The 23,545-nt window shown below is 59.3% G+C and carries 12 protein-coding genes; 11 read left to right on the top strand and 1 reads right to left on the bottom strand.

Features of this window, described 5'->3' with window-relative positions; all coding sequences use genetic code 11:
* Nucleotides 1-28 precede the first annotated feature (28 nt).
* The 5 genes from H8S56_RS04280 (at nt 29) to H8S56_RS04260 (ending at nt 14,689) form a co-directional block, all read left to right on the top strand.
* A complete protein-coding gene (locus H8S56_RS04280) occupies nt 29-2,899 on the top strand; it encodes a hypothetical protein (protein WP_187517949.1) in 2,871 nt (956 codons plus the stop codon).
* Nucleotides 2,900-3,109: 210 nt separating this feature from the next.
* A complete protein-coding gene (locus H8S56_RS04275) occupies nt 3,110-4,789 on the top strand; it encodes a hypothetical protein (RefSeq protein WP_187517948.1) in 1,680 nt (559 codons plus the stop codon).
* A gap of 88 nt (nt 4,790-4,877) precedes the next feature.
* Nucleotides 4,878-10,046, top strand: a complete 5,169-nt coding sequence (locus H8S56_RS04270) for a hypothetical protein (protein ID WP_187517947.1) — start codon at nt 4,878-4,880, stop codon at nt 10,044-10,046.
* 50 nt (nt 10,047-10,096) lie between these two features.
* Entirely contained in the window at nt 10,097-10,636 is a 540-nt protein-coding gene (locus H8S56_RS04265; protein WP_235986732.1) for a hypothetical protein, read from the top strand.
* A 39-nt stretch (nt 10,637-10,675) separates the two neighbouring features.
* Nucleotides 10,676-14,689 carry an RHS repeat domain-containing protein gene (locus H8S56_RS04260; protein ID WP_235986731.1) on the top strand — a complete coding sequence of 1,338 codons (4,014 nt, stop codon included), beginning with the start codon at nt 10,676-10,678 and terminating at the stop codon, nt 14,687-14,689.
* Nucleotides 14,690-14,794: 105 nt separating this feature from the next.
* On the opposite strand, the gene H8S56_RS04255 is transcribed toward H8S56_RS04260, so the two are convergent.
* A complete protein-coding gene (locus H8S56_RS04255; protein ID WP_024686141.1) occupies nt 14,795-15,073 on the bottom strand; it encodes a response regulator transcription factor in 279 nt (92 codons plus the stop codon).
* Nucleotides 15,074-15,298: 225 nt separating this feature from the next.
* Here H8S56_RS04255 and kdpF point away from each other — a divergent pair, with 225 nt between their 5' ends.
* The 6 genes from kdpF (at nt 15,299) to H8S56_RS04225 (ending at nt 23,438) form a co-directional block, all read left to right on the top strand.
* Complete coding sequence (gene kdpF, locus H8S56_RS04250; protein ID WP_004882540.1) at nt 15,299-15,388, top strand: K(+)-transporting ATPase subunit F; 90 nt, start codon at nt 15,299-15,301, stop codon at nt 15,386-15,388.
* A gap of 8 nt (nt 15,389-15,396) precedes the next feature.
* Complete coding sequence (kdpA, locus tag H8S56_RS04245) at nt 15,397-17,091, top strand: potassium-transporting ATPase subunit KdpA (protein WP_187517946.1); 1,695 nt, start codon at nt 15,397-15,399, stop codon at nt 17,089-17,091.
* 10 nt (nt 17,092-17,101) lie between these two features.
* Complete coding sequence (gene kdpB, locus H8S56_RS04240) at nt 17,102-19,168, top strand: potassium-transporting ATPase subunit KdpB (RefSeq protein ID WP_024686143.1); 2,067 nt, start codon at nt 17,102-17,104, stop codon at nt 19,166-19,168.
* Nucleotides 19,169-19,228: 60 nt separating this feature from the next.
* Nucleotides 19,229-19,801 carry a potassium-transporting ATPase subunit KdpC gene (kdpC, locus tag H8S56_RS04235; RefSeq protein WP_187517945.1) on the top strand — a complete coding sequence of 191 codons (573 nt, stop codon included), beginning with the start codon at nt 19,229-19,231 and terminating at the stop codon, nt 19,799-19,801.
* A gap of 225 nt (nt 19,802-20,026) precedes the next feature.
* Nucleotides 20,027-22,690, top strand: coding sequence for a sensor histidine kinase (locus tag H8S56_RS04230; RefSeq protein ID WP_024686145.1), 2,664 nt, complete (start codon nt 20,027-20,029; stop codon nt 22,688-22,690).
* A gap of 55 nt (nt 22,691-22,745) precedes the next feature.
* The gene (locus H8S56_RS04225) at nt 22,746-23,438 is read left to right on the top strand and encodes a response regulator (RefSeq protein WP_187517944.1); all 693 of its coding nucleotides are present in this window, start codon (nt 22,746-22,748) and stop codon (nt 23,436-23,438) included.
* Nucleotides 23,439-23,545: the final 107 nt, after the last annotated feature.

Raw genomic sequence — 23,545 nt, 5'->3', positions numbered from 1 at the left:
ATCTGTTTAAAGAGAAGGAGCGTTTGCCATGGATGGCAATTCACTGGAAAGCCTGCTGGCCTGGATGAAGGATGGGCAGAACGACGTCATGCACGGATGGGGCGCTATCGCGATTCTGAGCAGAAAACAGGTCAATGACCTGTTGGCTCAGCATTGTATTGCCCGTCTTACCGAGAGCGCCTGGCTACCCCCTGTTGGCGGTGCAGTGGACACCATTGCAGGCAAACAACGAGACGCCATTCACGGCTTCCTGCTGGATGCTCCGCGGCTGTCGTTCGAAAGCGCCGATTCGGACACTGATCAGGCGACGTTGAGTTGCAGCGTCGTGGGCGGAACCTGGATGACCCTGACGCTCAACTCGGGCAACTGGCAGGTCCGCACTATCAAGGAGGTCAATCCTTTGCTGGGTCCAAGGTTAGTGCTGGATGTGGACCTGACCAAGGCACCCGGACAGGTGGATGTCGATGGGCGCATCATGCTTGATCTGCAGAACAGTAATGATTTCAAGCTCACCCATGCAGGAACAGAAGACGAGCAACGGCTGATAGGGGATATCTTCAAGAAAGCGTTCACCGATCTGCCGGAGGAGCAACGGGTTTTCGTGTTGGGCAGGATTGAAGCGGATGAGGGCGAAACCACCGGCCTGATGAAGCCGCAAGCCTTTACTCTTCAGGCCCTGGTCGCCCCTGGGTCAAGCCATTCAGCGGCCGATGATGGGGCCATTCTGGCCTGCATCAGCATGCAGGGGGAGGGAGTCGGCAGCACAATCCCCGCAGGCTACCCGTATTTCATTCCCGATGATGCCGGCAAGAACTACTCGGCTACCGTGCTGTTTGATGGTCAGATTATGCCGAAGGCACTGCTGATGCAGATCGGCAGGGGCTTCGGCAGCCCTCCGTTTTACTTCCGTTACGATGGAGCGGGAGCCATATCGCAAGCGACGCTGATGTCCGGAAAACTGACCGTACCGCAACTGATAATTGAAGAAACGGACCTTGAGACAGGTGAAATCACCGTCATCACCGTTCATGAAATGGCGCTCATGCCCGATGCGGAACACCGCTTCGTATTCAGTGTTGCCACTCAGAAAGTGCTGATCAATTGGGCTGTCAGGTCGCCCGTTAACGTGAGTTATAAGCTCGATGAAGGTGACCTCACCTTTCCGTTTGAATTGGGCCTTGCATTGGAGGCTACTTATGAACTCATCGATATGGAGTGGCACAGAACCGCTTATACGATCGAAAAAACGTACTTTGATGTTGCTCAAGGCTCCGGTGAAAAAACCGATTGGAGTGATGTGATCCAATTCCTCATCGAGACCATCATCATGGCGATTACGGTGACGTACCAAAATATGATGCTGGGCCATGTCAGCGGTAGTCTCGATCCTGTGCTTGACGAGACATTGTCCGCCTCCCAAGGCACTGAAGACTTTCTGGATAAAAATATCAAGCTGGGCTTTGACCAGATCATCGAAAGCGACAGCCTTCATTCTCCTCGTGATGTGGCCGTGTTTGGCCGTATCCACCCCGCCCTGACTCATTTTTTAGTCAGTCCGCTGCAAACGGTTATCGCCCCTGGCAGCAGCCAGCAGTTCAGCGTCACGCCAAGCGTGCAGGGTCTGGTCTGGTCGCTGGATAGCTTGAACGGCAGCGCAGAGGGCATCGGAAGTATCAACAAAAGTTCCGGTCTGTATCAGGCGCCTTCAGTCGGCTCGATCAGTGGCACAGGTGTGCGCGTTCGAGTGGTTGCCACGCACAGCGCAACCGGTCACGTCAGTGCTGCGCTGGTGACTGTGGTGGTCAGTCAGCTCAGCATCAGCCCCGTTATTCAACTCTGCGAAGTGAATGGAACTGTCGAGCTGGCCGCACAGGCCCTGGGCGATAAACCCTTGCAATGGTCGGTGCGCCCTACTGTGCCAGGGCAGGGTGGCACGCTCAAACCCAGCACATTACCCGATGGCGATCATACGTACGTCGCACGCCCTGAGGCAGTCGACGCCACCTACGTGCTGGACGAAGTGAACATTACCAATGCACTTGGCAGCCGCTCGGCATGGGTCCTGGTGGTCAACCACCCGCCAGCTCTGACAGTCAAGCCATTGGCGAGTCCCGAGGTATCTGCAGGGCGGATCCAGTTGCAGGCTGTTTTCAACGGCATTGTGGTGAAAGCAGACTGGACGCTACCGGTGGGCGGCACAGGCTCCATTGACGACGACGGTCTTTATACCGAGCCTGAGGTTTTCCAAGAGTCCTTTGCGCTGGTCTTTGCCACGCTGCCTGACGACATTTTCGGCAACCTTGAAGGGCATATCATCCTGCCGCTGCCGTTACAGCAGTTCCCGCAAGAGCTGGCGCTCATGGCGGCTCCTGCAAGCCGTCGATACCTTCCACCCTCAGGCACGCCGGCAGCGGCAGCAAGCGCACCCGTGGTGTCTGCAGGCAACTCGGTGGCAAACATCCTCGACTGGATGAAGGACGCCAGCAACAACGTGATGTGGGGCTGGGGGGCTATTGCAGCCCTCGCACGGGGCAAACTCAATGCCTTGCTGATGCAGGAGTATATCCATCGCTTTTCGTTGAATAGTTATCTGCCACCGATAAGCGGCGAGGTCCCGATCGCTGGAGATCTGTGGAAGGAAGTCCTTGATAACTTCATTCTTGACGCACCCCGTCTGGCCTTTACTAATGATGATTTAGGCAATTCACACGCGACATTGACGTGTGCGATGCTGGGTGGAACTCAACTCACGCTGAGCAAGGACGTCGACATTTGGAGCGTTGAAAGGCTGATCTGTATCGATCCCCTTCAAGGACCCAGGCTGACACTTGACTTGAGCCTGGACGAGGTCCCTGGCATCGTCGACGTCGATGGCCGAGTGCGACTTGATTTGAGGTAAAGCGATAATTTCATTCTCACATTCGCCAACACAGAACGTGAACGAAAACTGGGCGGTGATTTTTTCAAGGATCTTTTCAACGCGCTCCCGGATGATAAGCGCATCTGGACGCTGGGCGTCATCCGGGCGGGCAGTGAAGATTCACTGCGCGCTCAATCGTTCAGGATGCGGACGCAGGCGGACCCTCAGGCTCCGCGCGATTCGCGTGAGGTGAACTACGGTGACGGCGCCGTGCTGGTTTTCATTCGCCTGGAAGGTAGTGAGGAAGGCGGAGACGTGCCCGCCGAATACCGGTATCTGATCCCGGACAACCCGTACAAGAACTACTCGGCCGCGGTGTTGTTCGAGCACGAGCAGACGTATAAGGCGCTGCCGTTGATCGAGATGCTAGTGACGGAGTTTTCTTCAATTATTGAACGTGGAGGGTTTACGTACACCAAGGATGCCTACGGCAGGATCACCAAAGCCGTTGCGACCCAAGGTACCGTCAACATTGCGACTGCTACTAAATATATGCCTTCGAAAGTGATCAACGGCGTAGAGATAAAGCCCAAAGTTAATAGGTCGGGTGTCAACTTTGAGGTCGATGGCCCGAATGCTCTGACGATAACGCGGACAAGCGCCAACAGTGCTGTTGCGACCTGGAAGGGCAAGAAAAAGGAGGGGGCTTTCATTGACCTGGAAAATGCTAATTACCCGACAATTATTGGGCTACAAGAGGTTCAGTTCGAGGTGACCTGCACCTACCAGTTGGTGGAAGAAAAAAATGACCTGGTCATCAAGCCGACGTTTAATGTCAGCTACACACACGGAGAGTTGGAATTTCCGGACGGGTTGCCGCCGGGCGGCAACCACTTACTTCCGGTGATACTACCACTAGGTGTGAGTATTAGCTTTTGGGATCGAGACCGGGTCGGGCCACGGCTAGAGGCACTGCTGCACCAAGAACTCAGTGCCGGCGTTTCGTTGGGCTCATTTATTCGCGAAAATATCAGCCTGAATTTCGGCCAGACCATTGTGCCTGATGCGTTGCATGCACCCCGTGACATAGCCGCGTTTGGGGTGGTCAGTCGAGTCACGACTCATTTTGCGATCAGTCCGCTTGAAATAGTGATTGGGGTCGATACCTATCATGAGTTTGACATCGATCCGTCAGAGCAATCGGTGGACTGGAGCATCGAAAACCTGCCTGGCGACGGCGACTCCGGGGATCGCGGTTCTATCAGCACGTATGGGAAGTACTTCGCCCCGAAGGCAGGTTCATTTGCCGAAGCGTTCATTCGAGTCAGAGTCACGGCCACTGGGCGGTTGTCCGGCTACCGCAGCTCGGCGCTGGTCACCGTAATGGCCCATCCGTTGACTATTAATCCGTTGATCCAGGTCTGCGATAACGGGGAGTCAGTGGAACTGGCTGGCGGTGGATTACAAGATGTACACCTGGGATGGTGGATCAACAAGCCGGTGTTTGGTCAGAGTGGCACGCTGAAACCCAGCTCGCTGCCTGACGGCGACCAGACCTACCAGGCCAGGGTGATCGTAGACCCCAAAAAAACCTATGTACTGGACGAAATATTAGCCTTCAGTACCTTTTACGAAGCCTTCGCATCGGCGTGGGTGCTGGTCCGGATGAAACCACCAGCGGTGGTTATCACCACCGTCGGCTCTGCGTCGTCGGGCCAGGTTCAACTGCAGGCTCTGATCAACAGCAAACCCTATCCGGTCGCCTGGTCGATCGCACTGAACGGTCCCGGTGCTATCGATGGCAACGGTCTTTACACCGTCAAGTCGCCAACAGCGCAGCGCTTCGTATTGATTTTCGCGGCATACGTGCACCCACAACTCGGGACGATGGAGGGGCATATCATTTTGCCGTTGCCCCTCGCTACATAGCCTGCGACAGGGCAGGTTGAAGCAAGCGGATCAAAATAACCTGAACGCAAGTCAGGTTGAATATATCGGTATCACAGGAGGTGATGTCATGGCTGGTTACTCGGCAGAAAGTCTGCTGGCATGGATGAAGAATACGACCCGCATGAGAGGCTGGGACGCGTTGGTCGCGCTGGACGGCGACACGGTCAACACGCTGATGGAGGAGGCGCATACGCTGGGTATAAGCCAGGGTCAGGCACAGCCAGTACCCGACGCCAGCTTTACCATTCCCGATACGAACGTTTCCCATTTTTTCTCGGGTTTCGTGCTTGGCGCGCCCGCGTTGACATTTGAACACAGCTCGCTTGAAAGCCCGCCGCTGGCATTGGCGCTGGGCGTAATGGGGGGAACTCACGCGGTCATGGAGACGGTTCAAAACCAGAATTACATCCTCAGAATGGCCGCCCACGGCCCTTCCGACGCGCTTCGACTCAAGCTCGATCTGGAGCTGGGCAGCAGGGATATGCAATTGGTGGTAGACCCTGCTCAGGGCGAAAACTTCTTGCTGGAGTTCCCCGGTACATTGACCGAGCAACGAAAGGCGGGTGAGGTTTTTCAGCAAGCATTGCAGGGGGCTGGCAGTGCAGCTCCGACGATCCAGCTGGGCGTGTTCTCCGATGACAGCAACCCGTTGTTCAGAGTGCGCAGAATTGATGTGCGGGCCCAGCTCGAGAGTCCCGAGGCCCAGGGCGATCAGACGAATTCGGCGTCAAGAAAAGGTGCCTTGCTGTTGTTCACGACGCTGGAGCACGGCGCGACCGGTGGTTTTCCGGACGCCAGTGCAGATTTCCGTTACCTGATCCCCAATGACGCGGACGCTCAGTATTCAGCGACCACTGTGATCTCGACCCATGCACTTCATCGTGCCGCGTTTGGTCATGCTGTCATGGAAATGTTCAAAACGTCTCAATTTGAATTCATTGTTCCGGCCGAGAAGCCGCTGGCACAGATGGTTGCTAAGGCGGGTACTTTCGAGGTCGCCGCCAGCCGTTATCAGACAGAGGATCTGGAGTTTGAAGCAGACAGGTTCAGCGTCCCGGCTGTCAGCGCACGGCAGCCCCTGACCATCGATTTCGATTACTTACAAGCCACGCAAAACTGGCATTTCCCGTGCACGCTGGCTTTTCGTTACCGAGCGCTGGGCGGCACTGAGTGGCAGGCAGAGACGGCCACCTTCGATGTCAATCTCAAGCATGAGTTTTATCTGGCCTCTGCAGGCTCTGATGGGCAGGGCCTGGAAGGGCAACTTTACGCACCCTATCTTCATGACGATGAGGTCAGCCCTGCAGTCGGCCAGTTGGCAAACGTTCCGGCTGAAGTCGCACAACAAGCGAGTGGTTTTGTGGCCTACACCGTCAAGCGCGCCTTGCTTGAGGGGCTGAGCCGGACACTGCAGTCCAAAGGCTACGAACGTTTTCTGACTCATCTCAACCTGGGCAGCCGCCAAAACCTGCAGCTTCAGCTCAGAGCATTACCCCATGACCTGGCCGTGTTCGGTCAGGTCGGCCCTGGCGCGTCAGCATTCGTCATCGCAGAACAGCAGTCGTTGGTCATGGCCGGTGCCAGTGTCCAGATGACCACCGAGCCCGCTCGTGCAGACCTTGTGTGGAGCGTTGCGAATGCGCCAGGCAGTGGTGACAGCAGCCCGGGGTCTGTCAGCGCACAGGGTGTTTACAAGGCACCCGACTCGCAGGCAATGGCTCAGGATTATCAGCGCGTGCTGATCACCGCCAGTGACCCTCTGAGTGGGCAGAACAGCACCGCGTTGATAACGGTGCAAGCCACTCAAATCAGCGTCAACCCGCTGATCGAGGTGTGCAGCTACGGTGCGCAAGTGAAGCTTTCGGCGGGCAGTGTGACCGCAAGTGCTCTGGAGTGGACGATCAAGGACGGGCCAGGAAGCGGAAGCCTGAAGCCTGATCCCGACTCCGAACACGGCATGATCTACGTCGCAGGGCCGAAAGTACCGAACCAGACGTACGTGCTCGACAGGATCACGGTAAGCGATGGCCAGAGCACCGGGTTTATTTGGGTGCTGGTCCGTCAGCAAGCGGCACTGCTGACGGTCGGTATCGTCGACGATGACTTGCCTCAAGGACAAGTCCGTCTGCAGGCCGTGGTCAACGGAAATGTCCTTCCCGGGGTCGAGTGGAGTTTGCCGGATGCAATGCCGGGCAAGGTCGACGCCAACGGCATCTACACCAGCAGCCCGGACACTCATGAGCGTCTGGTGGTGATCTTTGCACGATTTTACGACGATATTTTCGAAACCTGGTTCGAAGGTCATATCATTCTGCCGCTGCCTCTGGCGAGCTCCTCTGCCATGCTCCAGGCACTGAAAACGACGGTCAGGCCCTATTCCAGGGCTCAGCTTGTCTCACGCATGAGCGAAAGCCCCCTCACCGAAGGCTGGGGCGCGGTCGCTGCGATCAGCCGGGCTGACATCAATCGTCAGATCGAACAGCAATATGTCGAGCGCCACCAGAACCTTACGTTCCTGCCACTGTTCACCGGTGATGTGCCTCTGGATGATCGTAACGTCGACAGCGTGCGGCTGAAGCAGGCCGTGCTGGGTGTACCCAGCGTGGCTTTTATCGGGACTGGCCCTGAGGTGACGGTGCAGATGAACATCGTGGCAGGGCGTTACAGCGCCATGCACAAGCCTCGGGGCGGCGTGCCGACGGTGTCGGGCACCTTCAAAATCACCGAGCCAATGGGGGTTGTCGTGCAGATGAAGGTAAGGCTGCTCGAAAGCAACGGTTACGTCACGTTGAATCTGGCAAAAGCGTCTGATTTTACCTGCAACCTTGGTGGGAATGATGAGGCGGCAAACAAGCGTTTCGCTGGGTTTTTCGAGGCAGAATTCAAGTCCATTCCCGTGCATCGTGGGGTCTTTTTACTGACAGGGCTGGACCTGCGTGGTGGCCACGCTCAGTCTCCTGTCAGCTTCCGGGTCTTCACCCAAAGCGCGCCCGGTGCGCAGATCAAAGGTGCCGGCAACTATGGTGACGGGGCGTTGGTGTTGTTCATCAGGCTGCGTGGCGACCGTACCGAAGGACGTTTTCCGCCGTCTGATGATTTCCCCTACCTGATTCCCGATGACCTGCGCCCCAACCTTCGGGAAAAGTCAGCAGTGACTCTGGTGCTTTCCCCGGATGCGCTGCCTGCTGACGCACAGGATCGTCTGGCGCTGCCCGACAGCTTTCGTACCGCCGGCTTCTACGCATTCTGTGCGAGCGAAGAGCACAGGGTGGGTGATCTTGCAGTCTTCGGCACACTTCGCTCAGAGCAGCCTTCCGTCACGCCGTTGTTCTCGACGATCAAAGCGGGACAGACTCAGCGTTTTGCCCTGCACGACAGCCTGGGCCAGGAAATCCCGGCACTGAGCTGGGAGGCGCAAAGCCTGCAAAGTCACACCTCAGCCGGGCATGGCAGCATCGATGCCAGTGGCCTTTACACCGCAGTGAGCCCGGCACTCATTGGGCGCGATTCCTTGCGTGTGGTGGTCACCGCAAGCTATGAGGACGCAGGCAACACGCTGGCTGTTTCGGCATTGCTGAATGTTGTGCCCCTGAGCATGGAGGTGGCACCGCAGATGACGGTGGTCGCTGGCGACACTCAGTTGCAGCCTGTGCTATTGAAAGGCTCCACGCTGGACGGCAGTACGGTGAGCTGGGCGCTGCGTGGGGAACTCTATGGCGAACTAAGCGACAGCGGGCAGGGAACAGTGTTCGCGCCTGATGCGCGGTCTGGCAACAGAGCGCTTGTCGCACAACAGATAGAGGCCCAGGGCAGCGAGAAAAAGCGGGTGACCGTGTTAGTTGCCAACGGCCAGCAAATGCTGCGTATCGAGCGTGATCAGGTGTCCTGGACCGCTGGAAATGTGCCGGTACAACTGCGTGAGGATGTTTCGCTGCTGCCTGACCTTCCAAGGCGCTGGACGGTCTGCAGCGGCCCTGGCAGCGTGGATGCTCAAGGATTATTTACCCCCCCCACGCAAGATTGGGTTGGCTCCACCAGTGTCGTGACCTGCGAGATCGTCAATAACGGCATCGTTCTGGCGTCTGGCTACAGCGTTATTGAATTGATCGAAGGTCCTGAAGCACCTGTATGGACGGAGCTGTCGCTCTTTACCGTCACCGTGCCGGGCGGCGCCGACGACGAGCGCAAGGGTGAGATGTACCGAAACGGCTATCAACAACTAGCGTTTAAAATCAAGACCTTGACCATGCCAGTCAATGAGGAGGGTACCTCAATTAGCGCCGAAGAAGAGGCAAGGATGCGACTGGTGGACGAGGAATCCGGTCAGGATGTCCCATTCCTGAGCCCTGAGTTTGAGGGCCTGCCTGAGGACGATGCCCAGCTATGGCGCGTCCCAAAGAGTAGAAATCGGTTCGAGCTGGCGCAAGCGGCGACACCCTCAGAGACTGAGACGTTGGCGGAGTCCCAGATCAAAACCCAGGATTTCTATTTAATCACTCGGGACGAGGCAGGGGTAGTCACCCCGTTCTACGCCCGCTTCGCCGATCACATCGATACGGATAGAACCTCGCTTCAGCTTGGAGACCTGAACAGCAGGATAACCATCACACCTCGATCCTTGCCTGCTTTCGACAACGAACACTACTCGTTCACCGTCAAACGCATTGACGGGGGGCCGGCAGACCCATCGCCCTTACCGCCCGCGGATGAGACCCAGGACGACCCGTTCGATTTCCATTTGCACACGATCGATTACTGGGGTTTGGGTGTCAAATACCCTTTGACTGGCAAGGTGGCCTATATGGAGAGGCTGACGTTTTTGCCCACGTTAGAAGATACCGTAAATACCTCAATGATTCTTTGGGAAAGTGAACAACTGGCTGAACGGATGTTCAGTTGGACCGGCCATATATTCGAGCCGGACAGCGCGGAGAGTATGAGTCAGAAAAAAATCCGTTTTGATGAGAACCTCAAGGGCGTGCTGGAGGGGGTGGAGTCTTTGGACATTCCCATTAAAAACGAGTACCCGGTCGCGCCCGGTACTCTGTACATCAGCCTGCATCGTTCGGACGTTGTGCCGTATAAAGCGCCCCTCGACCCCGCGCGTGAAAAACTCCCCGCTTTCATCAGGGTCTTGTTGATCGACACGCTAGGCAATCCTCATAAACTGATGATCAGTTTTCTCGCAGAGTCCATCATGGGCCGGCGAAACCGGCTGATGGTCACTCGGCTCTAGCGTGCCCGACTCACGACGTACATCAGGAATTGAATGACAGGAGTCTCAAAATGAATGCGTTGACAAAAACACTCGCCTGCCTGGGCTTTGCCGGCCTTACAGGCGTTGAGATACTTCATGCTTCCGAGGCGGTGAATGCCCCCAGTGGCGCGCCCGTCCGCAATATACATTTGGCCGAGACAAATACGGGGGGCGGCAGCAGTTGCTCGTTTCCCGCTGACGCACAGGATGTCTACCTGAATAAAGGTAACCATGACTGTGAAAATGACGAAATGAGGTTTTTCAAACTGGACAATGTTCGCTCGGCCATGCTCATCGTGTTTGAAAGCCGGGATTGTGATGAAGAGGGGGGGTGGGTCTTCAAAATAAGAACCTATATTGACCCGCTGACCACCCCGTGGCTGAGCATTGACGCGCTCAGAAATGAGCAGGACGGGGCTATTTACAGTCGTGGTGTGCTGGTCGAAAGCATTAGACCCGACGGGGACGACACCCCGGGGAAGTTGTCGTGCGTACGAGTCATACCGTCTGGGTTGCCGCCGCTCGACGCGGGAGGTACGGAGGGTAAACAACGCCCTCCCGTGAACTGAACGGCTCTGAATGTCTAACCGTTGAAAAGGACTTTAACGATGGCCACATCAACTTCCGTGCACTCCAATGCTTTCAATTTCATGAGTTTCCTGACGGGCGGCGTCGACCCGCGGACCGGGCAGTACACGATCTCCATTACGTTGCCCGATGTCAAAACCAATGGGCTGCGCGGCCCCGGACTGCCGCTGGTCCTCAATTACAACCCGCTCAACACTCAGGACAGTGGCTTTGGCCTGGGCTGGAATCTTCACTTGTCCCAGTACACGTCCGGCAACCAGGTCATTTCTCTGAGCAGTGGCGAAACCTTCAAGGTCGACGGTACCTCAGGCGACGAGTTGTTGATGTCGGAGAAGAAAATCGACAGCTTCCATTTCTACAGACAGGACAGTGACCACTTCCGGGTGGTTCACAAGTCGGGCCTCGTCGAGGAGCTTGAAATGCAGGGCAGCACCGGTAACAGGGTCGCATTGCCCAGACGCGTGGTTGCGCCCGAAGGTCATGGCCTGACCCTGAATTACGCGACATTCGGGGTTTACCCACGACTCAGTAAGGTCACAGATGATTCAGGGCAGACCCTGCTCGACATCGAGCGTAACGACACATCGGTCCGTTTCCGTCTGTACGCGGCGCAAGGTGCAGATGCCGAGTTCGTCATGATACTGGAGGGCTCGGAGCACGATGTCAGACGCATTGAATTGCCCACCGACAACGCGGCGTCCTGGCGTTTTGGATACAGCCGGATCCGTGATCACATGTGCATCGTCAGTGTAGACACGCCGGCGGGCGGGCATGAAGACGTCTTTTATCAGGACAGCGGTCATGTCTTTCCGGTCAAGGCCGGGCGTAACGCGCTGCCCAGGGTCACTCGCCACCTTGCGGATCCGGGGGCGGGTCAGCCCCAGGTGGATGTTCAATACACGTACAGCGATGGCCAGGGGCGAAACCATAATTTCCTGGGTGCAGGCCTCGACATCGCCTGGGAAGACAACGGCCTCGACAATCTTTACCGCTATCTGGGCGCTGACGGTTATGACTATGTCAGCACAGAGGCACTGCACGTCTTTGGCTCGACTGTGCGCACCATCCAGCGCGTCTTCAATCAGTTCCATCTGCTCACCAGCGAAACGACGACTCAGAACGGTGCGGTCAAACGAGTGGAAACCGTTTATCCCATCCAGCCAGACGTACCCTTTGACAGGCAGCCTAACCAGTGCCAGTTGCCCAGCGAGGTCATCACCACCTGGCTGGGCGCGGAAGATGCAAGGGGCGTGAGGGCGCAGCGCAGCGAGTCGGTCAAGAGTACCTATGACATCCACGGAAATCTGATTGCGCAGACCTTGGCCAACGGCGTAACCGAAAGCCGCGAGTGGTATTCCGCCAGCGGCGAGGACGGTTGCCCACCCGACCCTGAAGGGTTTGTCCGCAGCCTCAAGCTGCATACCGTCACCCCTGCAATTTCCGCTTACGGGCAGGCGCCAACGCTCAGCACACGCTATCGCTACACAACGCTGCCGGCCATCGCAGGCAGTCAGAGCAAAGACTGGCTGGTCTTGCAGAGCGAAACCCTGACGCAGATCCCCCTCGCTGACGTGCCTGCGTTCGAGTACGAAGTGCGCGCGTTCATCGATCTTTTGCTGATGCCGGCGTCAGGCAGTTTGAACGCGCTGCGCCAGGCTGCTAGCGAACGGGTCGGCACACTGATAAAACAGCTTCCTGACAGCGAACGCAGATCACGGAGCATGCTGAACGACTTGCTGCGCGTGCTGCTGAAGGGCGCGAACGGCACCCGTCGAGATGTGCACCTTATTGCAGACGAGCTCAGCGCCATTCTGGACAAGCGGATTCAAAGCACCCGACAGGAGTTGCACGCCACGGACTACGAGCACATAAACACCCCCGACGATGCGTTTCAGCACGGCCGTGTTCGTCAGGAAACGCTGGTCATGGGCGGCCTGAGCACGACCACAGACTACGTCTACAGCGTAGAGGTCAGCCCGATCTTCGGTGAGAGTGTGCAGCGCACGGTGCAGACCGTCACTGGTTTCGACAACGCTCGCAAAGTGGTCACCCTGGAGCATTCGTTGCTCAATGGCGAACCGCTTCTCAACCGGGACGACAACGATGTCGAAATCCGTTACACCTATGATCGGCTGCGGCGTGTCCTGAGTGAAACCGTGGCGCCAGGCACCGACTTCGAGGCCGCCCGCCGTTATGAGTACTCGTTGTGTGCCAACATTGGCGAGCACGCCGAGCAGGTCATGTTCGACGTCAAGGACGTGAAGACTCTCAGCCGTCTGGACGGTCTGCAGCGTGTGGTTTATGAGGAGCGTGACGATGCGGATAACCCCATTGCCGAGCGGGCCGCGCTGCCGCGTCAGACCTACAAGGCCCTTTACGACCCTTGGGGGCAACTGGTCGAGGAAACCGAATACGACTGGTTGGCAGAGGATATGTGGCCGCTGACCCGCACCTATGAATACGACGATTGGGGAGAGCAACGTTGCTTCGTCGGCCCGGATGGTGTGCGCAGCGTTGAGGTCACCGACCCGATCGGCACCGCGCAGTCCATGGGGCGCATCCAGCTCAGCTGGACTGAAGGCAATGGCGTCAAGAGCGGAGAGAGCGAAACCTGGCTGAATCTGTTCGACAAGCCGACCCGCCAGGTACGACGTGATCAGGCTGGGGAGGTCGTCAGCCAAAGCCAGTTTCATTACGACGGGCTGGGCCGCAGCGCTGAAGAGATTGTCGGCTTTGCGGACCGGGAACGGCTCACGTTGTTCGCCTACGACGCTTTCGACCGGCTCATCGAAACCACCCTGCCGGACGGCGCCATCGTGCGCCGCAGTTTTGCCAGTCACAGCACGCAAGACCTGCCGACGCAAATCAGTGTTGAACACAACGGTAAACTCTCGATCCTCGGCGAGCAGGTGTTCGACGGCCTGGATCGCAAGATCAAGACCGTTACCGGCGGACGTGAGCGTTCCATGACCTACGACCCGGGCCAGTTGCAACCCAGGTCAGTCATGACGCCCAGCGGGCAGGCCATCAGCTACGAATACCGTCTGCAGTTGTGCAGTGAGCCGTTGCAGCGCACGTTGCCTGGAACCACTGCCAGCTATGAGTACGATCCGCGCAACGCGCGTCTGAGGCACTCGCTGGAAGAGGGCGAGCAACTGGATCGCGAGTACTACAGCACGGGTGAGCTGAAAAGCGAACAGCGCGTGTCCAACGGTCTTGAATACAGCATGCAATACAGTCACAGCCGACTCGGTCGCCTGCTGGCCTACACCGATGTACTGAACCAGGAGCAGGCCTACAGGTACAACGCTGCCGGACAACTGGAGTCGACTGAGCTGGGAACCACGTCTGCGACGTTCACCTATGATGCCCTTGGGCGCACCGCCAGCATCACCACAACGGACAGTGCCGCCGGCCAGCGGGTTGTTACACGCCTTGAGTACGACGATATGGGGCGCGAAATTCTCCGCAGTTTTGACCTGGATGGCGTTGAACAGCATCTGGAGCAGGTGTATGGCGATGACGATGACATGATCGAACGCAGGCTGTATGAAGGGGCACTCCTGCTACGCGAGGAACTCTATGATTATGACTTGCGCGGCCGTCTGACCCAGTACGATTGCAGTGGGCCACAATGCCCGACAGACCCGTATGGCAAAGTCATCACCCGACAGCTTTTCAGTTTCGATGGGTTGGACAACCTGACCCTGGTCATGACCTACTTTGACGGCGGTTTTAATCGGGCCCGCTATTTTTACGAAGGCATTGATCCGGTGCAGTTGAGCCGCGTTACAAACACCCATGCAGATTATCCGCCCGAGATCAGACTGGAATACGACGCGGACGGCAATCTGATTCTTGATGAGGCCAGCCGTACCCTGGAGTATGACGCGTTGGGTCGTCTGGTCCAGATCAGCGCCGAGTCCTTTGGTGCGCAACCTGATAATGATCCGCCAGACAGTGTGACGGGTCAGACCCTGACGGATGATGATTCGCTTGGGCAGTCGTTGGAGAAAAACGGAGCCAGCGATTGAACCGAGCGTTGACGCGCTTTCAGGCCGGGCATGAATACTCACATTCATGCCCGGTCTGATCAGTCTTGACAAGCGATGCTGCAAAACCGCCTTAGCCGTCAACGGTCACCTCGAAAATACGCCTCCCTGGTCCAGCGCCATCACGAGCGCCGCGCGCATCGAGCTGACTCCGAACTTGCGGCGAATGTTGCAAGCATGAAAATTCACGACCGCTTCGCTGCGGCCTTGAATCCGGGAAATCTCCCAGGCGGATTTACCCAGTGCAATCCAGTGCATGACTTCCTGCTCCTTGGGAGTCAGAACTACCCGGGTCGCTGTTGTTTTCAGCGGCGAAGGACTCACAGCTTCGGCTGCGTCGTTCCGACTGTAGTTTTGATGTTTCATCGCGGACTTCTCCTTGTCCAGTTTCGTACATCGCCACCATAACGCCTCGCTCACAGTCTGAAACCTGTCAGAAATCGCAGTCCGGATTGAGAAAATACGCGATCTTTACGGCTTTTTTACGCCACAGAGCAGGCCTCGCTCTCGTTCCTTTACGCCCATGATCCTGACAATGCCATTACGCGGCCATCTCGGTAATCGACGTGGCCTGATCATGGGGAAATTGCAATGAGCGTTATGGATGGTATCTCTCTATTAATGGGAGTCGGGCTGTTCATCTATCTGTTGGTGGCGCTGCTGCGCGCCGACCAGAACTAGGAGCGGCCATGCACAGTTATGACTATCTGTTGATCCTGGCCTTTCTGGTGCTGTTGCTGTTGCCTGCACCCTGGCTTGGACGATTCTACTATCGGGTGATGGAAGGCGAGCGAACCTGGCTCAGCCCGGTACTGGGGCCTGTGGAACGGGCCTGCTACCGGATATCCGGCGTCGATCCGCTTGTGGAACAGTCCTGGAAACAGTACGCCTGGGCCTTGCTGGCGTTCAATCTGGCAGGCTTTGTTGTGCTGTTCGCGATCCTGCTGTTACAGGGCGTGCTGCCACTCAACCCGCAGCAATTGCCGGGCATGGAGTGGTCGCTGGCGTTCAACACCACCATGAGTTTTGTCACCAACACCAACTGGCAGGCCTACAGTGGCGAAGCGTCACTCAGCTACCTGAGCCAGATGGTGGGTCTGACTGTGCAGAATTTCGTCAGCGCCGCCACTGGCCTGGCCGTGCTGGTCGCGTTGTGCCGAGGCATCAGCCGTCGTTCTTCCAACAGCCTGGGCAACTTCTGGGCCGACATGACCCGCGCCACCCTGTACGGCCTGCTGCCGATCAGCATCGTGCTGGCGGTATTTCTGGTCTGGCAGGGCGTGCCGCAAAGCTTCGCGCATTACATCGACGCGTTGACGTTGCAAGGCGCCGACCAGAGCTTGCCGATGGGACCTGCTGCGAGTCAGATCGCAATCAAACAGTTGGGCACTAACGGCGGCGGCTTCTTCGGTGTCAACTCGGCGCACCCGTTCGAAAACCCGACCGCCTGGAGCAACCTGTTTGAACTGGTCTCGATCCTGCTGATCCCGGCTGCGCTGGTGTTCACCTTCGGTCATTACGTCAAGGACATGCGCCAGAGCCGCGCGATTCTCGGTTGCATGCTGGCGTTGCTGTTGATCGGCGGCGCAGTCTCGCTGTGGGCCGAGTACCAGCCCAACCCGGCGCTGAACCTGGCAGGTGTAGAACAGACCGCGCCGCTTGAGGGCAAGGAAACCCGCTTCGGCACCACGGGTACCGTGGTCTGGTCGGTGGCGACCACGGCGGCGTCCAATGGCTCGGTCAACGGCATGCATGACAGCCTCAACCCGCTGTCGGGCATGGTCGCGCTGGTCAACATGATGGTCGGCGAAGTGATCTTCGGCGGCGTCGGTGTGGGCCTCAACGGCATGCTGCTGAACGTGCTGATCGCCGTGTTTCTGGCAGGTCTGATGATCGGGCGTACGCCGGAATACCTGGGCAAGAAGCTGCAGGCTCAGGAAGTGCGGCTGCTGGTCGCGACGCTTCTGGTAATGCCGGTCGGCGTGCTGGTACTGGGTGCCATCGCGGCCAGCCTGCCGGGTCCTGCGGGTGCTATCAGCAACCCCGGCCCGCACGGCTTCAGTCAGTTGATCTACGCCTATACCTCGGCCACGGCCAACAACGGCTCGGCGTTCGGTGGTTTCAGCGCCAACACCACGTTCCATAACCTGATGCTCAGCGTGGGGCTCTTCATCGGCCGTTTTGGCTACATTCTGCCGGTCCTTGCCCTGGCGGGCAGCCTGGCGATGAAGAAGAGCGTGCCGCAGGGCCAGAACAGCTTCCCGACCCACGGCCTGCTGTTTGTCACCCTGCTGACTGTGACCATTCTGCTGGTCGGTGGCCTGACCTTTCTGCCAACCCTGGCACTGGGTCCGATTGCCGAACACTTGAGCCTGGGTTTCTGAGGAACCGAACATGAATATGCCTATTTCTTCTGCCAAACAGGCGGAATCCCAAGCCGCTCAAACCACCGCCAAAACGGGGCTCTCGGCCTTATGGCGTCCGGCGCTGGTGCAGGCGTTCGTCAAGCTGGACCCGCGTCTGCTCAAGCGTTCGCCGGTCATGCTGGTGGTGGAACTGACGGCCATCCTGACCACGGTGCTGTGCTTTATTCCCGACCCGCAGGTATCGACCTCGGTCGCGGTACAGATCGCGCTATGGCTTTGGTTCACCGTGCTGTTCGCCAACTTCGCCGAAGCGCTGGCCGAAGGCCGTGGCAAGGCGCGGGCCGACAGCCTCAAGGCCGGCAGCGAAGGGCTCAAGGCGCGCATCCGCGACGAAAACGGCAGCCTGCGCACGATCAACGCCAGCGAGTTGCGCAAGGGCGATGTGGTGCGCGTCGAAGCCGGCGAGATGATTCCCGGCGACGGTGAGGTCATTGAAGGCATCGCAGCGGTCAACGAGGCGGCGATTACCGGTGAGTCCGCACCCGTGATTCGCGAGTCCGGCGGCGACCGTTCGGCTGTCACCGGCAACACGCGACTGGTGTCCGACTGGCTGCTGGTGCGCATCAGCGCCAACCCTGGCGAGTCGACCCTGGACCGCATGATTGCGCTGGTGGAAGGTGCCAAGCGTCAGAAAACCCCGAACGAAGTGGCGCTGGATATCCTGCTGATCGGCCTGACCCTGATCTTCCTGCTGGTGGTCATCACCCTGCAGCCGTTCGCCCACTTCGCCGGTGGCAGCCTGCCGCTGGTGTTTCTGGTCGCGCTGCTGGTGACGCTGATTCCGACCACCATCGGTGGCCTGTTGTCGGCTATCGGTATCGCCGGTATGGACCGGCTGGTGCGCCTCAACGTGATCGCCAAGTCCGGTCGCGCTGTGGAAGCGGCCGGTGACGTGCACGTGTTGCTGCTCGACAAGACCGGCACCATTACCTTTGGCAACCGTCGTTGCGCTGCTGTTTACGCAGCTCCCGGCGTGACACCCAAAGAGTTGGGCGAGGGCGCTTTGCTGGCTTCGTTGGCCGACGACACCGCCGAAGGCAAATCCATCGTCGAGTTCCTGCGCAACCTGCACCCGATGAACGAGCCGACACTGGGTTCGGTGACTGCCGTGCCGTTCAGCGCCGACACCCGCTTGTCCGGCGTCGACTATCAAGGCCATGTGTACCGCAAGGGCGCGGTGGACTCGCTGCTGGCGTTCATCAACCTGCAACGCAGCGATTTGCCTGCCCCCTTGGCTCGTGAAGTCGACAAGATCGCCAAGACCGGCGGTACGCCGCTGCTGGTGTGCGCCAATGGTCGCCTGCTGGGCGCGATTCACCTCAAGGACGTGGTCAAGCCGGGTATTCGCGAGCGTTTCGAAGAACTGCGCAAGCTGGGTATCCGCACGGTGATGGTGACGGGCGACAACCCGTTGACGGCGGCGGCGATTGCAGCAGAGGCGGGCGTGGATGACGTGCTGGCTGAAGCCACACCCGAGAAGAAACTGGAGCGGATTCGTCAGGAGCAGGGCGAAGGTCGTCTGGTCGCCATGTGCGGCGATGGCGCCAACGATGCTCCGGCACTGGCGCAGGCTGACGTCGGTATGGCGATGAACGACGGCACGCAGGCCGCTCGTGAAGCGGCCAACATGGTTGATCTGGACAGCGACCCCACCAAGCTGTTGGACGTGGTGCACATCGGCAAACAGTTGCTGGTGACACGCGGTGCGCTGACCACGTTCTCGATCGCCAATGACGTGGCCAAATACTTCGCCGTACTGCCCGCATTGTTCGCTGCGATCTACCCGCAACTGGGCGTGCTCAACGTCATGCAACTGGCCAGCCCGCAGAGCGCGATTCTGTCGGCGATCATCTTCAACGCCCTGATCATCGTGGTGCTGATTCCGCTGGCCCTGCGTGGCGTGCGTGTGCAGGCGGCCAGTGCTGCGCACCTGCTGCGTCGCAACCTGCTGATCTATGGCGTGGGCGGCATCTTCGTGCCGTTCGTGGGGATCAAGGCGATTGACATGCTGCTGGTCGTGCTTGGCCTGGTTTGAGTTGAGCCCTGAGCTGCACGCCGGTCGGTGTGCAGCTTCACCTGATTGAGGATGTGCAAGATGTCGAATGTATTGCGTCCGGCCCTGAGCCTGATCGTATTGATGAGCCTGATCACCGGTGTGGCCTATCCGCTGGTCGTGACCGGTGTCGCGCAAGTGGCCTTCCCGGCGCAGGCCAATGGCAGCCTGCTGTATGACAAGGACGGCAAGGTGCGCGGATCGGAACTGATCGCCCAGGCGTTTACCGGCGATGAGTGGTTCCAGCCGCGTCCTTCGGCCGGTGCTTTCGCGACCGTTGCCAGTGGTGCCAGCAACTTTGCGCCCAGCAACCCGGCGCTGGTGACCCGTGTTACCGAAGATGCCGCCAAACTGGCGATAGCTGGCCAAGGACCCGTGCCACTGGCGTTGCTGACCACCTCCGGCAGCGGTCTTGATCCGCACCTGTCGCCCGAAGCCGCAGCCTGGCAGGCCGCGCGCGTGGCTAGCGCACGGCAGTTGCCGTTGGGTAAGGTTCAGGCGTTGATCGATGCCAACACACAGCGTCCGTTGATCGGCCCGCCTGTGGTCAACGTATTGACCTTGAATATGGGCCTGAATCAGTTACCGTCTGCACAAAACAGCGCGCAGCTGTAACATTCGCTGACATAATGCGCGCCGCGTACTGTGGGAGGCGGCTTGCCGGCGATGAGCGATGACACGGTTCGTCTGACTCACCATGCCGGCTTGATCGCCGGAAAGCCGCTTCCCACGGTCATGTGTCTACTGTTAAGCCGCGCGGTGTCAGAGAGAACGACATTTTTCCGGCCGTCATGATAGTCCGCGGCGCCCTGGCCACACCGAAAGAGAGTGATACCCAACGTGAGTGATTCCGGTCGAGCAGACGCATTACTGGCTCAATTGCCCCGCGACGGCCGAGGGCGGCTGAAGGTTTTTCTGGGCGCAGCGCCGGGTGTGGGCAAGACCTACGCCATGCTGCAGGCCGGTCACAAGCAGTTGCGCCAGGGCGTGAACGTCATGGCGGGCGTTGTGGAAACTCACGGCCGCGCGGAAACCGAAGCGTTGCTCAACGGCTTGCCGCAACAGCCGCTGTTGCGCAGTGAGTACCGTGGCATGACGCTGGAAGAAATGGACCTGGACGCCTTGCTCAAGGCCGCGCCGAGTCTGGTGCTGGTCGATGAGCTGGCGCACAGCAACGCGCCCGGCAGTCGTCACGCCAAGCGCTGGCAGGACATTCAGGAGTTGCTGGCTGCGGGTATCGACGTCTACACCACCGTCAACGTTCAGCACCTGGAAAGCCTCAATGATCAGGTGCGCGGCATCACCGGCGTGCAGGTGCGCGAAACGCTGCCGGACTGGGTGTTGCAGGAAGCCTTCGACCTGATCCTGATCGACCTGCCGCCCCGCGAACTGCTGGAGCGGCTGCGCGAGGGCAAGGTCTACGTGCCGGAACAGGCACGTGCGGCCATCGATGCGTTCTTCACCCCCACCAACCTCAGTGCGCTGCGCGAGCTGGCCATGCAGACCGCTGCGACTCAGGTCGATAACGATCTGGCGCAGGGTTATCGGCAACTGGGGCAGGCCGCTCCGGCGGTGCGCGGTCGTCTGCTGGTAGGCATCGACGGGGATGTGCAGGCCGAGCGTCTGGTGCGTCATGCCAGCCGGGTCGCACAGCGTCGCCACCTGCCGTGGAGCGCCGTGCATGTCGATGACGGGCAGACGCTGGACGAACAGTCGCGCGCGCGGTTGCAAGCGGCCCAGCAACTGGCTGAGCGGCTGGGCGGTGAAGTGGTTTCCCTGCGCGCCGGAGAAGTGGCCAGGACCCTGATCCAGCATGCGGTGGAGCGTCGGGCCAACGTGGTGCTGGTCGGCCAGTCGCACCGGCATTGGCATCGGCGTCTGTTCGGGGGCGGTGTCGCCGCCAGGCTGCTGCGCGAAGGTCACGGTCTGGAAGTCTGCGTGCTGGATGACAGCGAACAGCAGCCTGATCAGCCCCCACGCGCCCGGCCGCTGCGCGAGGTGGTGTGGTTCGACTACGGCCTGGCGCTGATCGCGACCGTACTGGCCAGTCTGGTGGCGTGGGGTGTCTCGGGCGTGCTGGCGTTGCCCAATATTTCATTGATCTTTCTCGCGGCAGTGCTGTTGGTGGCAGTACGCAGCAGCATGGGGCCGGCCTTGGCCTGCGCCGGGTTGTCGTTTCTGGCTTACGACTTTCTGTTCATTCCGCCCAGTTTCTCGCTAAGCATTCAGCGCAATGAAGACGTGTTGACCCTGATGTTTTTTCTGCTGATGTCGGCACTGACCGGCAAACTGGCGGCACGTCAGCGTCGGCAGTTGCAGGCATTGCGCGATACCCAGGAACAGACCAGCGAGTTGCTGGACCTGTCCCGCAAGATGACGGCCGCCACTGACAGCAAGGCCGTATTCCACGCGGCAGAACAGCATTTCAGTGGCTGGAAAGAATTGAAGCTCTGCCTGCTGGACCGCGACGCGCAGGGCGGCTGGACCGTCGAAACCGGCGGGCCGCTGACCTTCACCGAGGCCGAACGCGCCGCCGCCGACTGGGCCTGGCAGCACGAGCAACCGGCGGGCAGTGGCACCGGCACCTTGCCGTCAGGCCAATGGTGGTGGTGGCCGATCACCGCTGAAGAAGGACCGCTGGCGCTGCTCGGCGTCACAGCGCGCAAAGGTCAGTCGTTCACGGCGCAGCATCGCCGCTTGCTGGCGGCGCTGACCCAGCCGTTGGCCCAGGCGCTGGCGCGAGCGCAACTGGCCGAGGAGCTGGAGGCCGCTCGCCTGCACGGCGAAACCGAACAACTGCGCAGTGCCTTGCTGGCCTCGGTTTCCCACGACCTGCGCACGCCGCTGACGTCCATGCGCGGCAGCATCGACAGCCTGCTGGCGCTGGGCGAGGCCATCCCGCTGCAGGACCGCCGTGAGCTGCTTGAGGGCACGCGCGATGAGGCCGAGCGTCTGGACCGCTATATCCAGAACCTGCTGGACATGACCCGTCTGGGGCACGGCGCATTGAAACTGGCCCGTGACTGGGTGTCGCCGGCCGACATTGTCGGCAGCGCCCTCAACCGTTTGCGTGCGGTCATGACGCCGTTGCAGGTCAGTGTTCAGGTCGCCGATGCGCTTCCGCTGCTGTACGTGCATGCCGCGCTGATCGAGCAGGCGCTGGTCAATGTGCTGGAAAACGCCGCGCGCTTCTCGCCGCTCGGTGGTCGTTTGCGCGTGGCGGCGGGCGTGATCGACAGCGAGCTGTTTTTCTCGGTCAGCGATGAAGGCCCGGGGATTCCCGAGGACGAGCGCGCCAAGATTTTCGACATGTTCTACACCGCAGCACGTGGCGACCGGGGCGGGCAGGGCACCGGCCTTGGGCTGGCGATCTGCCAAGGCATGGTCGGCGCACATGGCGGGCGTTTGAGCGTCGGCGAAGGCATCGATGGCCTCGGCACGTGCATCACCTTGTTCCTGCCGTTGCAGACCCAGCCGGATGCTGAAGTGGAGGAGCCGGCTTGAGTCGATCCCGGGTTATGCTTGTGCTCCATCCCCGCATCGCGACGGCAGTGCACTCATGAGTCAGACGGCAACCATTCTGGTGATCGACGACGAGCCGCAGATTCGCAAGTTTTTGCGCATCAGCCTCGTGTCTCAAGGCTACAAGGTGCTGGAGGCGGCCACCGGCACGGATGGACTGACCCAGGCGGCGTTGAACAAACCGGACCTGGTGGTGCTCGACCTGGGCTTGCCGGACATGGACGGCCAGCAGGTGCTGAGCGAGTTTCGTGAATGGTCGGCAGTGCCGGTGCTGGTGCTGTCGGTGCGCGCCAGTGAAGCGCAGAAGGTTCAGGCGCTGGATGCAGGCGCGAATGATTACGTGACCAAGCCATTCGGGATTCAGGAGTTTCTGGCCAGAATCAGGTCGTTGCTGCGCCAGGTGGCAGGCAGCGAAAAGCCTGAATCTGCGCTGATCTTCGGCCCGCTGACCGTGGACCTGGCCTACCGTCGCGTGCTGCTGGACGGCAACGAAGTCAGCCTGACCCGCAAGGAATATGCGGTGCTGGCGCAACTGGCGCGTCATCCCGGACGCGTCATCACCCAGCAGCAACTGCTCAAGGACATCTGGGGCCCGACCCACACCGAAGACAGCCACTACCTGCGCATCGTTGTCGGGCACCTGCGCCAGAAACTGGGCGACGATCCCACTGCGCCGAGGTTCATCCTGACTGAAGCGGGCGTGGGGTATCGGTTGCTGGGCAGGGACTGAGCACTATCGTGGCCCGGTCGGACGAGCGACTGGCTGAAACCGGTGCTAAATCTGCAGGCGTGGACGCGTCCACGAAGACTGACTTCCAGACGCAACCCTTCGACTGA

The sequence above is a fragment of the Pseudomonas triticifolii genome (assembly GCF_014358015.1).
Classification (GTDB): domain Bacteria; phylum Pseudomonadota; class Gammaproteobacteria; order Pseudomonadales; family Pseudomonadaceae; genus Aquipseudomonas; species Aquipseudomonas triticifolii.
Note: the sequence above shows the minus strand (reverse complement) of the source record. Positions and strands in the feature narration are given on the sequence as shown.

Coding starts and splice junctions, on each gene's coding strand:
- kdpA (WP_187517946.1), top strand. CDS start 15,397: ATGCACAGTTATGACTATCTGTTGATCCTGGCCTTTCTGGTGCTGTTG.
- kdpF (WP_004882540.1), top strand. CDS start 15,299: ATGAGCGTTATGGATGGTATCTCTCTATTAATGGGAGTCGGGCTGTTC.
- H8S56_RS04265 (WP_235986732.1), top strand. CDS start 10,097: ATGAATGCGTTGACAAAAACACTCGCCTGCCTGGGCTTTGCCGGCCTT.
- H8S56_RS04260 (WP_235986731.1), top strand. CDS start 10,676: ATGGCCACATCAACTTCCGTGCACTCCAATGCTTTCAATTTCATGAGT.
- kdpC (WP_187517945.1), top strand. CDS start 19,229: ATGTCGAATGTATTGCGTCCGGCCCTGAGCCTGATCGTATTGATGAGC.
- H8S56_RS04280 (WP_187517949.1), top strand. CDS start 29: ATGGATGGCAATTCACTGGAAAGCCTGCTGGCCTGGATGAAGGATGGG.
- H8S56_RS04255 (WP_024686141.1), bottom strand. CDS start 15,073: ATGAAACATCAAAACTACAGTCGGAACGACGCAGCCGAAGCTGTGAGT.
- kdpB (WP_024686143.1), top strand. CDS start 17,102: ATGAATATGCCTATTTCTTCTGCCAAACAGGCGGAATCCCAAGCCGCT.
- H8S56_RS04270 (WP_187517947.1), top strand. CDS start 4,878: ATGGCTGGTTACTCGGCAGAAAGTCTGCTGGCATGGATGAAGAATACG.
- H8S56_RS04225 (WP_187517944.1), top strand. CDS start 22,746: ATGAGTCAGACGGCAACCATTCTGGTGATCGACGACGAGCCGCAGATT.